At 54.4% G+C, this 18,330-nt stretch carries 16 protein-coding genes and 1 pseudogene; 5 read left to right on the top strand and 12 right to left on the bottom strand.

What is annotated here, in order from left to right; all coding sequences use genetic code 11:
- Positions 1–83: 83 nt before the first annotated feature.
- From DQ393_RS29670 to DQ393_RS29655, 4 genes are all read right to left on the bottom strand, one after another.
- Positions 84–1,103, bottom strand: a complete 1,020-nt coding sequence (locus tag DQ393_RS29670; protein WP_112345291.1) for an ABC transporter substrate-binding protein — start codon at positions 1,101–1,103, stop codon at positions 84–86.
- A 283-nt stretch (positions 1,104–1,386) separates the two neighbouring features.
- Positions 1,387–3,171, bottom strand: a complete 1,785-nt coding sequence (locus DQ393_RS29665) for a flagellin (RefSeq protein WP_112345290.1) — start codon at positions 3,169–3,171, stop codon at positions 1,387–1,389.
- A 327-nt stretch (positions 3,172–3,498) separates the two neighbouring features.
- Complete coding sequence (locus DQ393_RS29660) at positions 3,499–4,083, bottom strand: hypothetical protein (RefSeq protein ID WP_146758998.1); 585 nt, start codon at positions 4,081–4,083, stop codon at positions 3,499–3,501.
- 656 nt (positions 4,084–4,739) lie between these two features.
- Complete coding sequence (locus DQ393_RS29655) at positions 4,740–5,300, bottom strand: hypothetical protein (RefSeq protein WP_112345288.1); 561 nt, start codon at positions 5,298–5,300, stop codon at positions 4,740–4,742.
- Positions 5,301–5,547: 247 nt separating this feature from the next.
- Between DQ393_RS29655 and DQ393_RS29650 the strand changes: the two are divergent.
- Positions 5,548–6,131 (top strand): annotated as a pseudogene (locus tag DQ393_RS29650) (transposase); the annotation flags it as partial.
- Positions 6,132–6,437: 306 nt separating this feature from the next.
- Here the strand turns inward: DQ393_RS29650 and DQ393_RS29645 are convergent.
- From DQ393_RS29645 to DQ393_RS29625, 4 genes are all read right to left on the bottom strand, one after another.
- Positions 6,438–7,211: a site-2 protease family protein gene (locus tag DQ393_RS29645; protein WP_112345287.1), complete on the bottom strand. Its 774-nt coding sequence runs from the start codon at positions 7,209–7,211 to the stop codon at positions 6,438–6,440.
- A gap of 469 nt (positions 7,212–7,680) precedes the next feature.
- The gene (locus DQ393_RS29635; protein WP_112345285.1) at positions 7,681–8,613 is read right to left on the bottom strand and encodes a plasmid partitioning protein RepB C-terminal domain-containing protein; all 933 of its coding nucleotides are present in this window, start codon (positions 8,611–8,613) and stop codon (positions 7,681–7,683) included.
- Positions 8,597–9,496, bottom strand: coding sequence for a plasmid partitioning protein RepB C-terminal domain-containing protein (locus DQ393_RS29630; protein ID WP_245430494.1), 900 nt, complete (start codon positions 9,494–9,496; stop codon positions 8,597–8,599). Before DQ393_RS29630 ends, DQ393_RS29635 begins: the two co-directional genes overlap by 17 nt.
- Positions 9,496–10,989: a recombinase family protein gene (locus DQ393_RS29625; RefSeq protein WP_112345377.1), complete on the bottom strand. Its 1,494-nt coding sequence runs from the start codon at positions 10,987–10,989 to the stop codon at positions 9,496–9,498. The genes DQ393_RS29630 and DQ393_RS29625 overlap by 1 nt, the downstream gene beginning before the upstream one ends.
- A gap of 186 nt (positions 10,990–11,175) precedes the next feature.
- Between DQ393_RS29625 and DQ393_RS29620 the strand changes: the two genes are divergently transcribed.
- Complete coding sequence (locus DQ393_RS29620) at positions 11,176–11,811, top strand: hypothetical protein (RefSeq protein ID WP_245430493.1); 636 nt, start codon at positions 11,176–11,178, stop codon at positions 11,809–11,811.
- Between the two features lie 300 nt (positions 11,812–12,111).
- Here DQ393_RS29620 and DQ393_RS29615 read toward each other — a convergent pair whose 3' ends face one another.
- Together DQ393_RS29615 and DQ393_RS29610 are read right to left on the bottom strand one after the other, a co-directional pair.
- Complete coding sequence (locus DQ393_RS29615; protein ID WP_245430507.1) at positions 12,112–13,437, bottom strand: McrC family protein; 1,326 nt, start codon at positions 13,435–13,437, stop codon at positions 12,112–12,114.
- 47 nt (positions 13,438–13,484) lie between these two features.
- Complete coding sequence (locus tag DQ393_RS29610; RefSeq protein WP_245430492.1) at positions 13,485–15,443, bottom strand: McrB family protein; 1,959 nt, start codon at positions 15,441–15,443, stop codon at positions 13,485–13,487.
- 78 nt (positions 15,444–15,521) lie between these two features.
- Between DQ393_RS29610 and DQ393_RS33955 the strand changes: the two genes are divergently transcribed.
- Complete coding sequence (locus tag DQ393_RS33955; protein ID WP_146758997.1) at positions 15,522–15,833, top strand: hypothetical protein; 312 nt, start codon at positions 15,522–15,524, stop codon at positions 15,831–15,833.
- Between the two features lie 257 nt (positions 15,834–16,090).
- Complete coding sequence (locus DQ393_RS29605; RefSeq protein ID WP_112345282.1) at positions 16,091–16,363, top strand: hypothetical protein; 273 nt, start codon at positions 16,091–16,093, stop codon at positions 16,361–16,363.
- A gap of 100 nt (positions 16,364–16,463) precedes the next feature.
- Here the strand turns inward: DQ393_RS29605 and DQ393_RS29600 are convergent, their stop codons facing one another.
- Together DQ393_RS29600 and DQ393_RS34235 are read right to left on the bottom strand one after the other, a co-directional pair.
- Positions 16,464–17,174 carry a hypothetical protein gene (locus tag DQ393_RS29600; RefSeq protein WP_112345281.1) on the bottom strand — a complete coding sequence of 237 codons (711 nt, stop codon included), beginning with the start codon at positions 17,172–17,174 and terminating at the stop codon, positions 16,464–16,466.
- A 97-nt stretch (positions 17,175–17,271) separates the two neighbouring features.
- Entirely contained in the window at positions 17,272–17,421 is a 150-nt protein-coding gene (locus DQ393_RS34235) for a trypsin-like serine protease (protein WP_348628033.1), read from the bottom strand.
- Positions 17,422–18,083: 662 nt separating this feature from the next.
- Between DQ393_RS34235 and DQ393_RS34350 the strand changes: the two genes are divergently transcribed.
- The gene (locus DQ393_RS34350) at positions 18,084–18,302 is read left to right on the top strand and encodes a ribbon-helix-helix domain-containing protein (protein WP_112345280.1); all 219 of its coding nucleotides are present in this window, start codon (positions 18,084–18,086) and stop codon (positions 18,300–18,302) included.
- The last annotated feature ends 28 nt before the right edge of the window (positions 18,303–18,330 follow it).

Below are 18,330 nucleotides of genomic sequence, written 5' to 3'. Positions count from 1 at the left end.
CCCAGATCATGGTCTTCCTCTTGGCTTCTTATTTAACATGTAGGTAATAACACCTAATGTTTCGGCAGAGCGTTTCCAGTGATCTAGGATTTCTTCAGCGACAATCCGACGCCCTTGCACGAAAATCGGGTATCGAAAGCTTTGGAGACATCTGTATCGGGCATCAGAAGTTTTAGGCTGACCAGTGTCTTTGCAAACTGGGTGTAGCGTTCAGCTGTCAAGCAGCCAATACCCTTGTCTAGGGCATCACCACTATCGACGATGCCATATTCCCTGAGCTTGTCGATAGCATAGTCGATCTGGCCATCGGTCATGTCGGGGTTTTGTTTCTTGATCAGCGCGTTTGCGGCGGAATTGTCGCTGTACAGATAGTTGTACCAACCCTCTATTGAGGCATCGACAAAGCGTTTGACAAGATCAGGATTGGTGTCGATCAGCTGGCGCTGCACGGTTATCATCGTCGCGTAAGGAGTATAACCGGCGTCGGCAAGTAGAAATACCTTAGGATCAATTCCGGTCTTCGTCTTGATCGCATAAGGCTCTGAGGTCACGAGGCCCTGCTGCGCGGAATTTTTATCTGCAAGGAATGGGGCAGGACTGAAATTATACGGGCGGAACTGCTCGTCGTGGAAGCCCTTGAAGTTAGCCTTCATCCATTCGAAGTAGGTGCCAAAGCCACCCTGCGTCATGAAGATAGTCTGTAGTTTGGCAAGATCTTCAAATTTATCATTGCCCGTGACTGGATGAGCCAAGATGATCTGGGCGTTTTTTTGATAGATCGCCGCGACATCGACCAACGGAATGCCTTGCTCCTGTCCGACAAGCTGTTCCTGCTGGGTGCCAAGATAGAAATCGAGTTTGCCAGCAAGAAGCATGGCGCGATTTTGTACACTCGGTCCGCCTTGGACAATTTCAACATCAAGACCGTATTTGGCGAAAGTGCCATCGACGACCGCTTCATAGAAGCCGCCGTGGTCGGCCTCCGCGAGCCAATCGGTACCGAACCGCACCTTGTCCAGGGCTAGTGCGGGGGAAGAAGTAGCGATTGCAGCGGCGATTAGGGTGGGCAAGAAACTGGATTTGAAAAGAACGGTATGAGTCACTGAACTCACTTCACGGGAAAATGATCGATATTGCTTAGCAGAAATACACGTAAGATTGTGAACATCGTTACACCGTTTGTAGAGAGTGGGCGATTACCATCGTTTTAGTTTCCGGGGTATGGGTCGGATCAGTCTGCAGTCATCTCAGGCAGGTGACCATCTGGCGCAATGCATATGCACTCTTGCCGGCGTTTACCGCGTCGATCAAGGTATCCAGCGGGGCGAGTAAAGAATGAGTTCAGAGATCAATACCGTTTAGCCGCGCGCTAGCGGAACCCGTCAACTATTGCCGAAATAACTGCATGATGTCCTGAGCGCTGGAGTTTGCGATCGAAAGCGCCTGCACCGCGAGCTGCTGTTGCGTCCGCTGTGCTGCAAGCTTGGCAGACGCCTGTTCCATATCGGTATCCACCAGACGACCTACGCCTTTATCGATGCTGTCCATCATGTCGTTGGCGAAGCTCAATTGATGGTCCAGCCGCTTTTGTAAGCTGCCGACCTGTGAAGCTCCCGCAGTTACACGCTGACTGACAGTTTCGATATAGTCGAGGTAATCTTTGATGCTGCCTGGATTCTTGACGATATCGATATCCATGAAATCGATCGTGGGCAGTGGTTCGTTGCTGACGTAGAAATTGGAGAACGAGACGCTCGTACCGGCACCGGATAAACGATCGAGCGCCGGGTCTGATTGAACAACAACAGATGACGAGCTGTTTGCGTCGATCTTCAGAGTTGGCCAATCGGCCGACATCAGCGACCGGAGAAGCGTCGCCATTTGCTCGGACGTCTCGACCTTTCCATTTTCGACGCCAAGCAAGTCGTTCACATAAGTACGATTGAAGGTGTAAGTTTTCGGGGCAGCGCCGTTGATCGAAAAATAGAAGCTGATTGTGATGCCGTTCGGATTGTCACCATCCTTGTAATCCTGAAACGGTGTAAAATTCAGCGTCAACTTCGATCCACGTGAACCGTAGTCCGACGCATTCCCAAGCCCGCTGGAGCCAACGTTACTGGCGAAGTTGCTGACTTCAACATAAGATCCGGTCAGCCCGGTCGAGCGATCCTGCTGTGTATAGATGCCAACGCGATTGATGATCGGCTGATTGTTTACGTCAACATACGTCGTGGCAGCGGCCCCGGTGCTGGCCTGCGAAAGCGCATAATTCAACACTTGCTGATATTGCGTATAGGTAGAGATCACCCCATTCCACGAGGCGTTCACTGCATCGATTGTCGACCTGTCGATTGTAACGGCTGTGGTCTTTCCGGCCGCATAGGGCGGATCAATGCCGTCGGCCGGGTTATCTGCGTCTACCGTTACGTCGAAGCTGATCTGCTTTGATGGATCATTGAAGGTCAATGGCCCTGAAAATGTGAAGTCGAAGCTCGCCTTCATCCCTTGGCTTGCATTATAGGGATTCCAGCCGGTTTCGATCTCGGAGCCATTTTGCCAACTGGTCAAGTAGCGTAGACCACCGATCGATCCCGCATCGCGGCCGTCCTTTTGCAAGATGCCGCCGCCCGTGCTGTTGAACAGCGACGTTTCCGACAAATGCATATTGGCCGAGTTCACGGAAACCGTGCCGTTGGCGCTTCTGACGAATGAGGACGCGACGGTGTCGCTATTGGCGCTGACGTCATAGATGTCGTCAACATTTGTGGACAGCCAATTCTGGCCATTGAAGGAGCTGGACTGCGCGATCCCGAGAATCTGTTGTTTATATTGATCCAATTCCTGCTGGATTTTGTCTTTGTCGACGCTGGTTTCGGTCGCGGCGACGAGCTTCTCCTTGAATTGGGAAAGAATATCGCTAACCGCATTGAGCCCGCTATAGGCGGTATCGGCTTTTGCTTGTCCAAGGCCTATAGCATCTGAAACGGCGGAAACTGCCGATCTATCCGAGCGCATCGTGGTTGCTATCGACCAATAGGCAGCATTATCAGCGGCTTTTCCAATCCTTAAACCAGAGCTGACCTGTTGCTGTGTTTGCTCAAGGCCTGAGTTTACGGTGCGAAGGGTTTGAAGGGCGGCCATTGCCGCAGTATTGGTTAAAATGCTGGTCATGTTAAAAGCTCCCTGAGTATAGGCTAGCTCCCGGACGTCATGATCGGCCCGGCAGAAAGAGGATAGGGGTGGGAACACTTTAACGGTTAACCACGGGGGTGCTCGCCATAATGGCGAGACCGTCGCCCTAAAAAAGCGAGTAAACTCGACGGTTTAGGGCTTCTCTGCGGAGATTTTCCTATGCAACCAGGCAGAGCACTTTCATTAACGTTTTGCACTTGGATTGGTTAACAAAAAGCTAACTGCAACGATATCATCTATTAATGTCGATGAACAATTCTCTATGTTCTATCGGATTGTTCTGCGTAGCTTCCTTTCACACGACTATCATAGCTCGCCCAAGCGAAAGAACTCCGGTATAACACTTGCAACCAATTCGAATTCCGGCCCGAAGTCAGCAATAAGCTGCATGAATTTTGTTCCCATTTCGTCCGTGTCATAAATGTCGTTTACAGCGATGGAATTCTTGCGCAGAAAACGTGAGTAGAGGCGCCCTTTGTCCGAGGCGCCGACCGGGAATAGGAGACGATCAAAGTTTTTTTCACGTGCCGCCGCAGTGATCGCCGAGATGATACCTTTCCGGACTTTATGATTTGAGATAGGGCCGACTTCTGCATTGAGCTTGAGGTTCCCTTTGGTGCCGTCATCGGCTACCTTCAATTCCATCAAAGAGATAAACGGATAGCCCAGCCACCAATTCTCGCAACCCCGCCATGTGACGCCGATTCTATCCAGCTCCTTGCGCCAATTGGCAGGCAGGAAGCTCACACCGTTTTTCGCAAATCCCGAATATACGAGCTCACCGTCGCCAACCTTGGCCGATTTCCCCCGTGTGGGGCTGTCACCAAATAGTCGATAGACTACAAACCCAAAATCCGGAGCCGGGTTATGCTTGGGGATGAGATCCAGCATCTTCTTGTGATCTCGGTATAGCCGGTGTGCTAAATTGCGCATTTCGGAACGTTCTCTGCTCAACTGGGCTCGCTCCTCATTAATGTCAGCTTCGCAAGTTTAGCGAATCGCAAGCTCAGTAAGCTTAACTTCCAGCTTCGCGCGAAGCCATAGGTCGGTACATTCCAGTTTTGTATGCTCTGTCTGCTCGATCCTAACCGACACCCGACATATTCCATGGCAGACATGTGCTATATTGCTGAAATTCTGATGCTCTTCTTGAAGAGCAAAAAGGTCGCTCAGCACTTGGCGTTGACGGAGCCCACCGGTTCGTCCGTAACGGCTTCATTCGATCTTTGATATCCTCGCCTGTGACATGGGTATAATGGTGCTCGATCATCTGCTGCGATGTTCGAGAGCATCGACCAGTTATCGGACGGCCAATCTGTTCCACATTCTCCAACACGACATCGCCTTCGACCATCACCGTGAATTGGCTTCAGCGGTGATGAACCAGCGGACGAAAATCGCCCTAACATGGCCAGTAAGCCGGGCCGACGTCATGCTCTGTCCCTCGTTGAAGGCCGATATATAGCAACTAAGGAATCACGCCCGATGGGTTGCTACCCGACCCGCAAAAGTGCTGGTTGGGCTTTCGATTGACGACCGATGGTAGGTCAAGCTGAGAAAAAGCGGACCATATCGTCGTGTGTTGTGAAGCTATTGCCGACAAACGGACCTGAAACGATTACGAAACGATCCTCTTTGCGCGCATATTTCGATATGCCGAGCGGTCCCTTGATCTCCCCTGAATCGTCACCTTGCTGCCGTATCATTACCTGCCGTTCTTGTGCCTGAGATTGAAATCCTGCGATTGCTTTCTCTAGGGCAGCTGACAGATAGGCTTTGTCGTTTAAGGTAAGGTATTTATCTGCAAGTATATCTTCACATTCTTGACCGTATGATCTGGCTTTCGCCGAAGCCGCTGCAATATCTGGATCCAAATCTACGAGAGTTGACCAGCGCTTTTTCAGGTCAGGCCCTTGACTGCTGGGGGCTGCAAGTTGCGCTGTCGCTGGTACTGATGATGAGCCGATCAATGCGAGAATAATGATACCGAAGAGACCAGTAAACGCACATATGAAAAACCAAGCGACTCCACTTCTGCCTCGGCTGCCAGCCATTGCAGCGCCGATACCCCCGAAAACTCCCATGAAGATCAGTATAAGAATTGGCATATAAGCCCCCGCTTGCGCCGCGTTTCACAAAATAACATCGAAATCTACTTCGAGGAAAATCGATGTCAACGCCACTGACAGGTATTACGTGGACATTATAGGCTCAATTTTCCGCTTCCACTGTAAGGACTCATCCGAAAATCTGGGCTTCGCATGTGAGAAAAGCTTTCCCACTGAACTGCACCCCGTTCTGACCGGACAGTCGGCATAAGCAGAAAGGCTCAAGCACAGGCTTGAGGACATGCTTATGTCTAACGAGTATCGACACGTTGAACTGCTGACGGGTGATGTCCGGCGCAGACGGTGGACAACCGAGCAAAAGCTGACAATGATCGAGCAGAGTTTCGAACCAGGCGAGACGGTATCTTCCACCGCTCGCCGCCATGGCGTTGCGCCCAATCTGCTTTACCGGTGGCGCAGGCTCTTGAGCGAGGGAGGTGCTGCAGCCGTGGATTCTGACGAGCCGGTTGTGGGCAATTCGGAAGTGAAGAAGCTGGAGGACCGCGTCCGCGAGCTGGAGCGCATGCTCGGCCGCAAAACGATGGAGGTCGAAATCCTCCGCGAAGCACTTTCGAAAGCAGACTCAAAAAAACGGATATCGCGGCCGATCTTGTTGCCGAAGGACGGTTCCCGATGAAGACCGTCGCAGACACGCTGGGCGTCTCCCGCTCCAACCTCGTTGAGCGGCTGAAAGGCAGATCAAAGCCGCGCGGGCCCTATCACAAGGCCGAGGATACAGAGCTTCTGCCCGCCATTCGCAGGCTGGTGGATCAAAAGCCAACCTATGGCTATCGGCGGATCGCCGCGCTCCTCAATCGCGAAAGGCGAGCCGCCGATAGCCGCCGCGCGAGCGCCAGCGCGGCCAGGTCGTTTGGCATCCTCGATCGACGCCTCTGACCGTGATGAAGTGGGCAATCCTTCGTCGTCCTGCAAAGATCTCTGCCCGGTGCGGGTTACGTATGGGTGGAGGAGATATTGGCCAATCGAACCGCGGCGCGGCCAATTTGGTCAACGAAATTGCAAACTCCTTCGAGCGATGGTCAGCAACGCAAAAAACCTCCGGCAGCTTCATCCAACTTCTCCGACGGGTCAGACGAGCCGAAAACCGATGCTCCATCGCCAGCTATTTAAAAGGCTTCACATCCAAAAGCGGAATGAATTCCACCCCTCATGGATGAGAAACCGATCAACGGAAAAGAAATCGGTAAGCTCGAAAACGGCACGCCAGAGAGCGCTATTTGCAGAATGGGAAGTGAACATCATCAGCAATAGGACGCTCAGCATCGGGGCTATTTGATTGGCCTGCAGTTGCATATCCCGTGGGAGATATGGTCGCAGGATGCCAAAGCCATCCAGGCCAGGAATGGGAAGAAGATTCAAGACGACAGCGGAAGCCTGCAAAGCTCCGAGAAGGGCTGCGGCCTGCCAGAAGCGCGAATCGTCATCAGCCAATCCGAGGAGGAAGGGAAGAGTGAGGATTATCAGGAACACCAAGTTTGTCAGTGGGCCGGCAGCAGATACGAAAGCCTGCCAGTGCTTATTTCTAAGTACTCCATGATCGATAGATACAGCGCCGCCTGGAAGACCGATTCCGCCCAATATCAGGTAGAGCAGAGGCAGACCGAAACTTAAGAATGGCTGGGCGTAAGCCAGCGGCTCGAGGCTGAGATATCCTTTTGCAGAAACACTTCGATCTCCGCCCCAATATGCTGCGAGCGCGTGGGCGCCCTCGTGTAGGCATAAGGAGACGATCCAGCCAGCTAAGACGAACACGAAAACGGCCACCGGCAAATCGAGCCAGCCGGCAAAAAGAGCGATTCCCGTCCCGAGAAAGATAATGAAGGCAGCTAAGAAGTTGGCACTCAGATTCCATGATTGTGGAAATCGGGAATAAATTATCTTTGGTTGCATAAAATAGTGTTCCGGAACTCAAAAATCGAACGCGGTCAACGAATAGCCGCCCATCCAAATCTTTGCAGGCGGCGGACTGTTCTGGTCAACTTATAAGTTATTCGATGGCTAAGGAATGGTTGCAAGTGGTTGCTGGATGGCGCCCTTCGCCGCGGTTGGAACGGATGTAGGTCAGGAGCTGCGAGCAAAGGCTGTGAAGCCGTGCGATCGAGAATTCACCTTCCCGCTGCGCTGCCTGAGACTTACCAAGAGTTGCTCCAGGTCGCGGATCGCCCGATCGACGCGACCGCGCCACAGACGCCGCTTCACGGCCGTGACGTCCCTGTCAATAGGCAGTACATCGGCACGGTCAGAGGTGGAGTGACACAGGTAATTGGCGATCTGCTGCATTGGCTGGATCTTCATGGCGATGTGGAACCAGTCGATGATGTGGGCTGTCGGCTTCGGCGTTAAAAAGCTGCCTCAAGGCCTAGACCTCGGGAGCATCCTTGAAAGGGGCGATCGACTCGATCTCTGCAATTTTCTGGAATTCCCCAAGATACTCCTGCCGGTGATTTTCTAACCACCAGGTGATGCGGCTATTGGCCAATAGTTTAGTGATGTATCCCCGTGCGACGGTAAGATGCAGATTATCGATTCCGTAGGTCTCTTCGATGTTCTTCACTTGAGTTTGTAGCGCTGCCAGCTCCCTCTCCATTCGCGCGATCTGCTGACCGGATGGAGTGCCGGCAGCCCGGCCTGAAAATTTTTTAGGAGCAACGAGTTGGCTATCTGGAGTGGCGGCGCGTATAGCTTTGGCAAACATGATGGAAAAATTATGCTGACCAATCATTAGGTCCGCGGCCTCTATTTGCCTGACAGCCGACATCTGCCGTAACACGTCGATAACGGTCATCGAACATGGCGTGTCTTTCAGCATCTCCGCGGCCTCAGGACTGATGCCGTCAAGTAGTCTGAACCGGCGTATAACAGATTCCATTTGAAGACCTAAGGCATCAGCTATGTCGGCCGGCGCGACGCCTCTGTCGATCGCCCGCGCGATCATCCTATGTTCCTGAATGGGGGCCAGTCGATTGACACGCTTATTATATGTATAGGTGTCGTCGTCAGTTGCGATCAGACATTCAACCTCAAGGAGGCCTAGCTCCTTCAATGCCTCTAGTCGCAGATGGCCGTCTAGAAGAAACCAAATACCTGGCTGCCTGGTATCCTCAATGACGACCGGTGCTTCGACCAATCCAATTGCCTTGATCGAGCTCAAGACTTGCGCAAACTTTCGGCTCTCGCGCGCGCCATCAGGTAGAGATTTCAGTGGAAGGATCGACGAGATAGGAATCGTTCGGATATCCCGATCGAACGCCAGATGTATTTGCCCATCCTCCTCATTATGCCCTTCGGTCATCGTGCTCTCCGGAAATTCGGTTTGCGAGCGCTTTCGGCATTGTGGCCAACCCCTCAGCCCTCAATAAGTTGACAAAGCCTTCATCGGCGAGAAGGTCCTTGATCGCTTCCACAATGAAGAGAAGACGTGTTTGGGTGAAATCGGATTTCTTGACCAGCAGGCGTTGTTTTTCCGCTTCTCGCTGGTAGACCTGCATCAGATCATGGGCCGTCATCCGCCGACCCGTGCCCTTTCGACCGAGAGGCGCTGCTGGCAGCCCCTTTCCCCGTGCGCGCATACGCATGTCGAGTAACCGTCGGACGGCTGCCAATTTTTTTCCGCGAAGCTGGCCTGCCTCATAGGCTTCCAGCAGCAGGCTCTGAGCTTCTTCAGTTTCTGCTCGAGAAATCTCCATCGCCAGTGTGATCGGTATCAGACCGGTTTCGACAGCCGCAACGAGACGTTCCTCTCCTTTTTCAAGGAGCGTTGCGATCATATAGACCCAGGATGTTCCCACGCCGATTTTCTCGGCAATTGCAGCGTCAGTGTAGCCACGCGCTTTCAAAGAACCGATCTCGCGCATGAGATCGATCGGTCTGGGCGTTGGTCGAGCAATGTTTTCGACCAGGCTCATCACAAGGCATTTGTCCTCGCTGGCCTCGATGACAACCGCTGGAATTTCGCTTTGCCCGAGCATCTGGAAAGCTTCCAACCGCCCCTCCCCGCAAACCAGATCATACCGTAGTCCGCCTGGACCATCGTGGCGGCTAACAGTGATCGGGCGTTTGAGGCCAATGGCTTCGATATTGTTTACGATATCCCGATGCTGCCTTTTATTGCGAGCGCGCGGGTTTAGGACTGAGATCCGCGAAATAGGGATCATTTCTATATGAAGAGCAGACATCACGCGGCCTCCGGCAGGTTCACGGGTACAGCAATCTGATAGAGAATAGCGAGATCGTCGAACCGATAGGCGTCGAGCTGCAAAGCGTTGTCTTCTGCCATCCTCAATCGTTCGGCGAGAAGATCGAGCCTTGGAAGGAGATAGTAGTCGAAAGGCCTCCGATTGGTTGAATCCATGCGGACAACAATGGTGATGTCCGGAGCAAGCGACGTGTCGAAACGCAGCTTCCAGCGTAAAAGTCCCGTGGAGGTCTGAAAGCAGCGGGCGATTACGATCGATAGGGTGAACTCTTCATTGACAGTCACACGATCACTTTCGCTGTCCTGCCAAGCCTCACTTCCCGAGGATTTCAAAGAGCTCATTACCTCCTCAAGCACCTCGGGATGGAGCTTGCGCAGTTTTCGATTGATCTCGATATAACGATAATCTCGATCCGGATTAAAGCCCACGAGACTATAGGCTCGGAGAAGGCTTCCGAAGCGCGAGCTGTAGACACTGCTCGACGGCATGCCATCGCACTCATCAATGACGATACCGGACAAGCTTCCAATTCGCCGGTAAAGGTCCCGCAAAGACTGCAGCATTTCATCGTCGCTCAAGCGATATGACCGAGCGTTGATGAGCGTTCGGGCCGCTTGGAAGAGGGGGCGCTCGATGACGGGATCGAATACGCCGTCAGCCCTGATCCACATGTCCGGATCATTGCGCACATGCCTTTTCTTCAATTTGAAAGACCGCCGGTTCCATACATTGTCGCCGGCATATTTCTCGTTGATCAGGATTTGATGGACTGTCCCTCTCGTCCAGTCGCGCCCAAGGTCGGATTTGATGCCCCGCTCGTTCAGATCAGCCGCGATTTGGCTTTCACTCTCCCCATGATGGACGAACCTGCGATATATCTCACGGACTAGCTCCACTTCTTCGGTCGGCCCTAAAGTGAGAATAACCCGGTCGGTCTGGATGCTTTTGTACTCCCCACGATGAAGAATACCCTTAATCTGACCGCGCTCATCGATCAGGGTCCGTCGCAGACCGAAACCAGCTGGCCCCCCTTGCCGGTACCCTTTTTCGATCAGCCGGCCCTGTCCTGCGAAAACCTTTGTAGACAACTCTCGGCTATACTCTCCGGCCATAGCTCGCTTGACGCCTTTGACGATGGTCGATATTGGGCTGCCGTCATTTTCAAACTGCTCCGCGCAATACTGGACGGAGATCCCAGCACGGCGGCAGATGTATTCGTAATAGGCGCTTTCATCAGCATCCTGGAAACGGCCCCAGCGACTGACATCATATACCAGGACCATTGTGAAATCGGCTGTGCCGACCTGCACATCCGTGATGAGTTGTCGGAGCGCATCGCGTCCTTCGATTTTCAACCCACTCTTTCCGGAATCCGCGTATGTTCGGACAATTTCGATACCGCGAGTCTGAGCATATTCCCGGATTGCCTCCGATTGGTTTTCGGTAGAGTATCGCTGATGATCGGTCGACATACGCACATATTCGGCAGCCCGCACAGGCTGCGACACCGATGACCTAGCGCTAAAGGTCTCCCGATCCACTGGTCGCCCCTCCTATCGTCGATCAGAACACGTCTGATCTTGAGGCCGCCGCGGCGACCAGCACATCCATTTCTGCAGGTATCCGCCTTGTAATCCTAGCGCATGAAGGAGCGGAAGATGTTGCCGAAAAAGGGCAGTAAGTTGCCGATGTGGCCAGGCTTCCTTGGCGACCGAGAGGTTCTCGCCGTCACAGTCGCCAATCTTTTAAAAAAAGAGCATGGCGACAGCCATCGAGCTATCAAGGAGCTGATGCGGCAGACAGGTGCCAGCGAACGCACCGCAAAACATTGGCTGTCTGGTCAACATGCTCCAGAAGTTATGTTTTTCCTTCGGCTCGTTGTTTCTTCGCCGGTAGTGCGGGCTTTTGTGCTGGGTATTATCGAAGGCCCGGCCTCCGAGGAGACTTTTTCCTTAAACGATCGCTTCATTCGCGTAGCCACCAAGGAAGCTTATACGACCGGCGAAGCCGCCATCTCCACGCTGGCAGTAAACACACGCCGCAATGACCCTAATCGTGTCCCGGAAAATGACCCTAAAGATGACCCAGAACCGCTGACATTCAATCAACGCCAACAATGGTTTCTAGAACGGATCAGCGCAGGCGATCGCTTCGGAGCGAAAGAAATCGTGTTGAACTGGCATGTCAGCCTGAAGACAGCCCGGCGGGACATCAGTGCTCTTCTCCATTCGAAACTACTTGAATATATAGGATCTAGACGAAAGGGCCGGTATCGGAAAACATCATTGCGCTAGGGTTCGTTCACCGCCGCATCGACGATCTTCCCCAGCCTTCATCAGCCGTAGACGTTGCGTTCGCTCACCTGCTCCTGGATTGCGGCTAGCATCCAGCCGGCCGCAGCTCCTTCGTCGACATCCTTATGAATATTGAAGCGCTTGAGACATGCGTCGGTCCATGGAGGGGCCGAACCATGTCGCGATCGATCGTCGCCGCGAGTGCGCGTGCCTCCTGGTAGGCTTTTGCCATACGCCGTTTACCTTACGCTCCCCTCTGAATGATTGTTCTTTCAACTGCTAAACAACGGCGGGCACGCTCTAGCTTGCTCCTGAAATAGAGGCAGCGTGGCGATGCACTCGCAGAATCATCGGAAAGGAAGCTCTATCGGGCTGGTTAGCAGGACATACCAGTGTCCCGGTGTCTAGGCAGAACGGCAATACCCAAAGCCGAAGGTTTTGTGCGCTCGGGAAGATGAACGGCTCGAGCGGGCGAGGGAACGCCTCTGTCTTTGGATAGACGAGCACCACGTCGCCCTCCCCTTCCAGGTAGGTGTGACCATAAGCGTGGAGCTGGTAGAAATCGCCTTGCGAAAGATTGTACCTCTCTTTCCGCATTGTTTCGATAATGTCGAGCAGCTTCCATTTGGTGTCAAGCACGACGATGTTTCGGCCGTCCTTCCGCACGACAAGATCGGGCTCCAGCCGGAACCATTGCTCCGTCTCGTGCTCGACGAGATAATGGGTCGCCGGGTGAACCTTCAGCCGCAAGGCGGGATCGATCGCAATTTCGAGGTGTTTGGCGACATAGGCCTCAAAAAGCATTTCCATTGGAAAGAGCAGTGACGACGCTGACCTGTGGCCGGCGCCCGTCAAAGGAGAGAAGCCGGTCAGAACCAGCTCAGCCCAAGAGAGTGCCTCGCCATAGTGGATCATGCTCCGGTCCGGCTGCAGCTTCCTGATATCGCCGGCGACGTCGCCGGTTGGAGGGACATCGGAAAAGACGAAGCGCAGTTCCCGCGCCCGTCGCTGATTTTCAAGCGAAACCGACTGAGCGATCACTTCATTCAACGCGGCGTGGATGAGCCGGTTTTCCGGCCGATCGGTTGAGAAGTCGTCATGTTCTGTGAAAAAGGCGTCAGCGCGAACAAGGTTGTGTCGGAGGTGATCAGACATCATGAGCTTGCCCCGCAGAAACGGCAGATTGCCCTGGCGTGTTACATAAGCCCCCCGTAGTCCGCGTTTGATGACGGCGGAGACCGCATCGAGGAATTCAGCCACGAAAACCTCGAGCAGCGACATCCTGGTCGCGGCAAGCTCGGCGCGGGCGGTCCTGATATGCCGAAACGGACCGAGGCAGGAGAGCATGCGGATCAGCAGACGCCGTGCCCAATTTTCGTCGGCACCACCAGCGCGGCCGACCTTCGGCAAGACCTCGATCTGCACGCCGCCCGGCGCGCGGATCACGCCAACATAGTTTGTAACCTGCACGACTAGCCGGCCGCCGCGCTGCGCCAGCCGCGCCCACCTCGCTCCCTTACCCTCCGTCTGGGCCAGGCATTGTTGTTGAAGCCATTCGAAAACATGGTTTGGAACAACCGCCGCTGCGTTCTGCCCTGACTGCGCCGCGTCCTCTCCGACGAGCATGTCGAATTCGTGGACCGTGAGCGTGTGACCGGGGTTCGGATAGGCCATCAGCGGAAGATCTTGTATATGCCGACATAAGCCGATGGCATAGAGAACGCACCGGGCTGGAGAGCGAACCTGGCCTTGGCGGCGAAGGAATCTATCGATGAATTCGCGCCGAACAGCCTCCGGTATTCCTCTTGCGCATCGCCGACCTCAGCCACGAACTGTGCCAGCGGCTCTTTCTGGTTATCGCCGAGCACGAGCCTGATCTTCTGCCAGTCCTCGAAGAAATATTCCTCGAGCAGCGGTACGATATTCGCCCGGAAAATCGCCGAAAGTGCCTCAAACCGCTCAAGCCCATCTGGGCAGTCCTTCAAACGCTCGAAGTAGGCGTGGCCGATCGTATGGTCACGATCATAGAGGGCTTCAATCCGCTCGTTGATGGCTGAAAGCATCTGCGGAATATTGATCGTCGCTTCCTCCGTTTGCACTCGCAGACCCTGTAGCGGGGCGCCCGCTTCGTCGCGGCTGTCGGGATAAACCGGCTTGAAATCGAACCGGCGCCGCAGCGCTGTATCGAGGAGGGCGAGCGACCTGTCGGCTGTGTTCATCGTGCCGATAATGTCGACGTTTGCCGGTACGGAAAATTTGTCGCTTGAGTAGGGAAGCGTCACCGTTATCTCCTGCTTCATGCCCCGGCGCTTGTCGACCTCGATCAGAGTGATCAGTTCTCCGAAGATCTTGCTGATATTGCCACGATTGATCTCGTCGATGACGATCGCGAAACGGTGATCCGGTGCGGCTTTGGCTGCCTCGCAAAGCACGCGGAAGACGCCGGGGCGGATCCTGTAGGCAACGCCACTCCCCTCGCCTTCCCCGTCCAGGAGCGGTCGCAGGCCCTCGACGAATTCCTCATACCCATACGACTGATGAAAGGTGACGAACTCATAGCGCTTGATAACACTGCCTGCAGGAGGACCGAGGCGGAGCTTGTCGACGAGCTTGATGATCTCGCCGCAGGCCTCGTTCCATTCGCCAGCAAGGCTCCAAAGCGCGTTTTCGCTTTTCTCGAAAATGATTGGCGCGTGCGCTTCGCCTTGCGCCGCGGCAATCGCATGCGATGCAAGCACACGGTAGATCGTCGACGGCACATGATTGTTGTTGTTCGCGGCCTCCACTGTTCGAATGATTTGATGGTCCCGGATCTCGGTCACCTTCGAAGGTTTGCCCAGGTCGTAGAGCGCGGCAGCAATCGCTTCCCACCACCGGAGCTCGCTGAATTTCTCCGCAATGAAGCTTCTGCGCCATTCGTCGGCGTCGTGTGTCGCCGTCGTGTCCTGATAGTCGGCCTCGATCAGACGGCGAACTGCGAAGGTCTTTCCGGTCCCTGGCGGGCCGTAGTAGATGACGTTCCGTGGAGATGGCGAGCTTACCTTAGCGGAGGGCCGTATGTCATCGCCCGCACTCCCGACGTCGCCCTCGGCCTTCTCAAACGACGTTTCATCGGGCCAATAGCCGGGGCGGTCCTGGCTGGGGGCTGCCCAATCGAGGAGCACGGCGCTGCTCGACGAAAGGGCAGCCTCAAGCTGCTTTACGAGATCTGCCGTCACCGGCTGCCGCGTGAACTTCGACAGGTCTCCTAGGTCGTGCCTGAGGCTTAATGTCCGAGACGCGCGCCCGTGAACAGTCCCGAGAACGCCAATGGCGCGCTCGCTGCCTGGCTCCTTGCGGCCGAACCGGACCTCGATGTCCGTATCGATATGCCACCAATCAAGGTCGCGCTCATGCACCAGCCGCGCTAGGCGGCAAAAGAGTTCGGTCTCCTGCGGCGTCCATGACGCACGGGCATTTTTGAAGGCGGCCTTTCCGTCGAACCGGCGAAGGATTCCCCCATCGTCAAGGGATCCAAGGCCCAGTGCTTTAGCCAATTCATCGTAACCCGGAGAAAACTTGTTGATCTCTCCGACGCTCCAGGCGACAAGGTCCGAGATGGGCCTGTCCACTCCATCTGCCGCCGACAGCATCGCCACTATCCGGGAAGAGTTGTCATAGGGGCCGCGCATCTCCGCATATTTTTTACGGATTGGGTCACTATCGCTGAGATGGACCGTGTCAATCTTGACCACGAAGCAACCTTCGGCCTCGATTCCGACCGTGTAGGCCAGCTGTTCAGGCGCATTTTTCGTCGGGTATATCCGGGCCCAATTGTACCGCTCGAAATTGTTTCCCTGATTGGTCGGCCGCCGCCGGCAGGTGACGGTTCCCGATGGAAAAAGGGCGGCAAGAACACCATCAGCCCACTGCTTGGTAAGGTCGTATGCGGTTTTCAGCTCTTGATAAACGCGCTGGTGATCGGGGCTGTCCCGGTCATATTTCCGACCCTGCCATTCCCTGAGCAAAGCAAAGTGATGTGAAGAAAATGTCTGCAATGTGTGGGATCCTAGGAGGGCGCGAATCGACTATCGATCATCTTATATCAGTAGTTGCAGGTTCGTGACGTCGTTCCTCACTTCCGCTTGCCATTTTCTCGACGAGATACGTCACAGCAGAAGCGTTATTGTCATTGTCCGCAATTAAATGACCTCTACCGTGATTGCTCCGAATTTGATGGGGTCGGGGCAAGATCCTGTTTTTTGAGGTACCAAGCTTCACCAGCAGAAATAGCGCTGTCGTGTTGCAGGTAATCATCAGCGTCAATATCGCCGGAGCGCCGGAGGCGGTCAGGAGACCGGACAGGATCGGGGCTGCGATTGCGCTGGTTCAGTTCATCGGTAGTGCGATTGCCGACATGGCCGCGGCGCATTCTGGCCAGGTCGGTTCTCCCTTCGTACCCACGGTGAAGACGAAATTTCCCTCCACTAGCGGCGTTCTCACTTATGTGCGCGCCGCCTTGGAGCTGAAGGTCAATGGCAAGCAGGGGTCGCCCGGCGGCCTCCAGCCATAGGTGAAAAATACCTTCGACACTTCATCGCTCCCCAACAACCACCGCCGGCATATCCCGTCAGTCGAAAAGCATATCGAAACCCGTCAGACTTTGAAGGAGCTCATTCCTCGTCACGTAGCAAATCGATGATGCCGCCTTTTGGGCCGCGAGCACGGGCATAAATGGAAAGCCCCATGCCCGGCGCGTCTTCGTCGTCGGCATCGTGACCGTTCTCTTCCCGCGTTGAGATGAGACCCTTGCATTTGTTTTTCAGGTCCTCTGCGACCGATTTCACGATTTCACGAGCGCGTGTGTCGGAAGCTCCGTCTACGTGCCTGAACCAGGCATTGAAGAACATGACGTCGAGGGCCGTGCCATCAATGAAATCGGCAGAATGTTGATAGCCGGCGACCCAACGCAGTCGCTTGTCATTAGCCAACAGGTGTTCGGCAAGCTTACGCGTTCCAAATTCACAGGCCCCAAGGTAAACGCCGCTCAAAGAGCTTCTGGAACCGCCTTCCAGCAGCATTTTACTTAGCTTCTTACGGTCAACCACTTCATCCCAGCCGTGAAGATACAAACCATCTTCACTGCCGTGGCACGCGAGGTAAATTGTGGAGATATCTTTGTCCCAAGCCATACGTTTGATTGTGTCCGCCAGTGCAGGAGCTGTCGCGACCATTTCGTAGACATATTCATGGGTATTGCCGAAGTGCAGGTCGCAGAGCATATCGAACATCGGCTTGACCGATGCGTTCTTTCGCATCGTGATGCCTTCGCCGTTCCACTTGCTCTCTATTACGGCGATGCCGGTCCGTGTTGTTTCAGTCATGGATTTCGCCCCTTATTCCGCATAGAGCAACGCGGACGCCATATTAAAGCAAAATGACAAATGATATCCGCCGACAAATTACTTGACCGCGTCCCAATCAGGGCCTGCCCAGCAAGTAGCCTTCTCTGCACGATCTAAGCCAAGCAGCGAAGTTTGAAACGCGCGTATAGACGCCAGGTTTTCCTGGCCGGGCACATCCATCGCCCCAGCTCACCCCTCCTACCAAAACGGCCCCGCCGTTCGACACTTACTCCCCGAACCGCCAGAACCCGTTTAGGGTCACCGAATCCAACGGGATGGAACTTCGGTGATCGCAAGTCCGATTTGTTTAGGGTACCGTACCGTTTCCGGGACAAACGAAAAAGCCTGCCGCGGGAGGAGGTGCGGCAGGCTTTTCGCAATAAATGAACAGCAACTGGGAGGAGGAAAGTCGCCGTTCCATCAGACACCCCTTGGGAGGAGGAGTGAGGGTATCTGAAACCCGAAACGTTGCGGGATGAGTGCGTTGCTTCGTTGACAATATGAATACATGCCTCTTCAAAAGGACGCCAGATGCTGCGTCGCAACACAGTTATGCGCTAGACGCATAGTATGGTAATTCATTGCCTAATGCTGCGTCACTATGCTTTTAAGCCGATTCGAGGTGCAGGTATTATCTGGTACCCCGCGTGGTATCGGCTTAAGAGGCGCAAGAGATCGAACTTGCGAGACCTCGCGACCAACGCAGGCCAGTTCATGCTGTTCCCGCCGTGCCTGGGGGCGGCAGTGACGTAAGCAAATTTGTCGAAAAGATGTGGCGGGCAAAACCTCGGGCTGATGCTCGACTGCTGAGTCAAAGTGATGCACTTTGTTGCAAAGTGAGTCGCATAAGCTTATAGAGAACAATACGAGAACACGAGCGGAAGAGCTATGAGTGAAAAATCGAGAAAATTCGGTCCGCGCGTTACCGTTAGTGTCACTGCGAGAGACTATGACACCCTCAACGTTATCGCCGGTCGTGACGATGTGTCCATCTCGTGGGTCGTCAGGCGCGCGATCGACGAGTATCTCCGTCAACATCGCGAACCGCAGCGGGCACCCGGCAAATCGGGCCCCGTGCGGCGGTCGTCTGTCGCTGAACGTGCCTGAACAGAATAACATCTCCGGGGGAATCCAT

This window comes from Martinezella tropici, assembly GCF_003287875.1.
Lineage (GTDB): Bacteria > Pseudomonadota > Alphaproteobacteria > Rhizobiales > Rhizobiaceae > Rhizobium > Rhizobium tropici_C.
This window is presented reverse-complemented; position numbering and strand designations above follow the sequence as displayed.

What these genes read in the sequence shown, in the direction of transcription:
- DQ393_RS29665 (WP_112345290.1), bottom strand. Translation starts at nt 3,171, where the DNA reads ATGACCAGCATTTTAACCAATACTGCGGCAATGGCCGCCCTTCAAACC.
- DQ393_RS29660 (WP_146758998.1), bottom strand. Translation starts at nt 4,083, where the DNA reads ATGCTGGATCTCATCCCCAAGCATAACCCGGCTCCGGATTTTGGGTTT.
- DQ393_RS29655 (WP_112345288.1), bottom strand. Translation starts at nt 5,300, where the DNA reads ATGCCAATTCTTATACTGATCTTCATGGGAGTTTTCGGGGGTATCGGC.
- DQ393_RS29645 (WP_112345287.1), bottom strand. Translation starts at nt 7,211, where the DNA reads ATGCAACCAAAGATAATTTATTCCCGATTTCCACAATCATGGAATCTG.
- DQ393_RS29635 (WP_112345285.1), bottom strand. Translation starts at nt 8,613, where the DNA reads ATGACCGAAGGGCATAATGAGGAGGATGGGCAAATACATCTGGCGTTC.
- DQ393_RS29630 (WP_245430494.1), bottom strand. Translation starts at nt 9,496, where the DNA reads ATGTCTGCTCTTCATATAGAAATGATCCCTATTTCGCGGATCTCAGTC.
- DQ393_RS29625 (WP_112345377.1), bottom strand. Translation starts at nt 10,989, where the DNA reads ATGTCGACCGATCATCAGCGATACTCTACCGAAAACCAATCGGAGGCA.
- DQ393_RS29620 (WP_245430493.1), top strand. Translation starts at nt 11,176, where the DNA reads ATGTTGCCGAAAAAGGGCAGTAAGTTGCCGATGTGGCCAGGCTTCCTT.
- DQ393_RS29615 (WP_245430507.1), bottom strand. Translation starts at nt 13,437, where the DNA reads ATGCTCGTCGGAGAGGACGCGGCGCAGTCAGGGCAGAACGCAGCGGCG.
- DQ393_RS29610 (WP_245430492.1), bottom strand. Translation starts at nt 15,443, where the DNA reads ATGCTGTCGGCGGCAGATGGAGTGGACAGGCCCATCTCGGACCTTGTC.
- DQ393_RS33955 (WP_146758997.1), top strand. Translation starts at nt 15,522, where the DNA reads ATGGACCGTGTCAATCTTGACCACGAAGCAACCTTCGGCCTCGATTCC.
- DQ393_RS29600 (WP_112345281.1), bottom strand. Translation starts at nt 17,174, where the DNA reads ATGACTGAAACAACACGGACCGGCATCGCCGTAATAGAGAGCAAGTGG.
- DQ393_RS34350 (WP_112345280.1), top strand. Translation starts at nt 18,084, where the DNA reads ATGAGTGAAAAATCGAGAAAATTCGGTCCGCGCGTTACCGTTAGTGTC.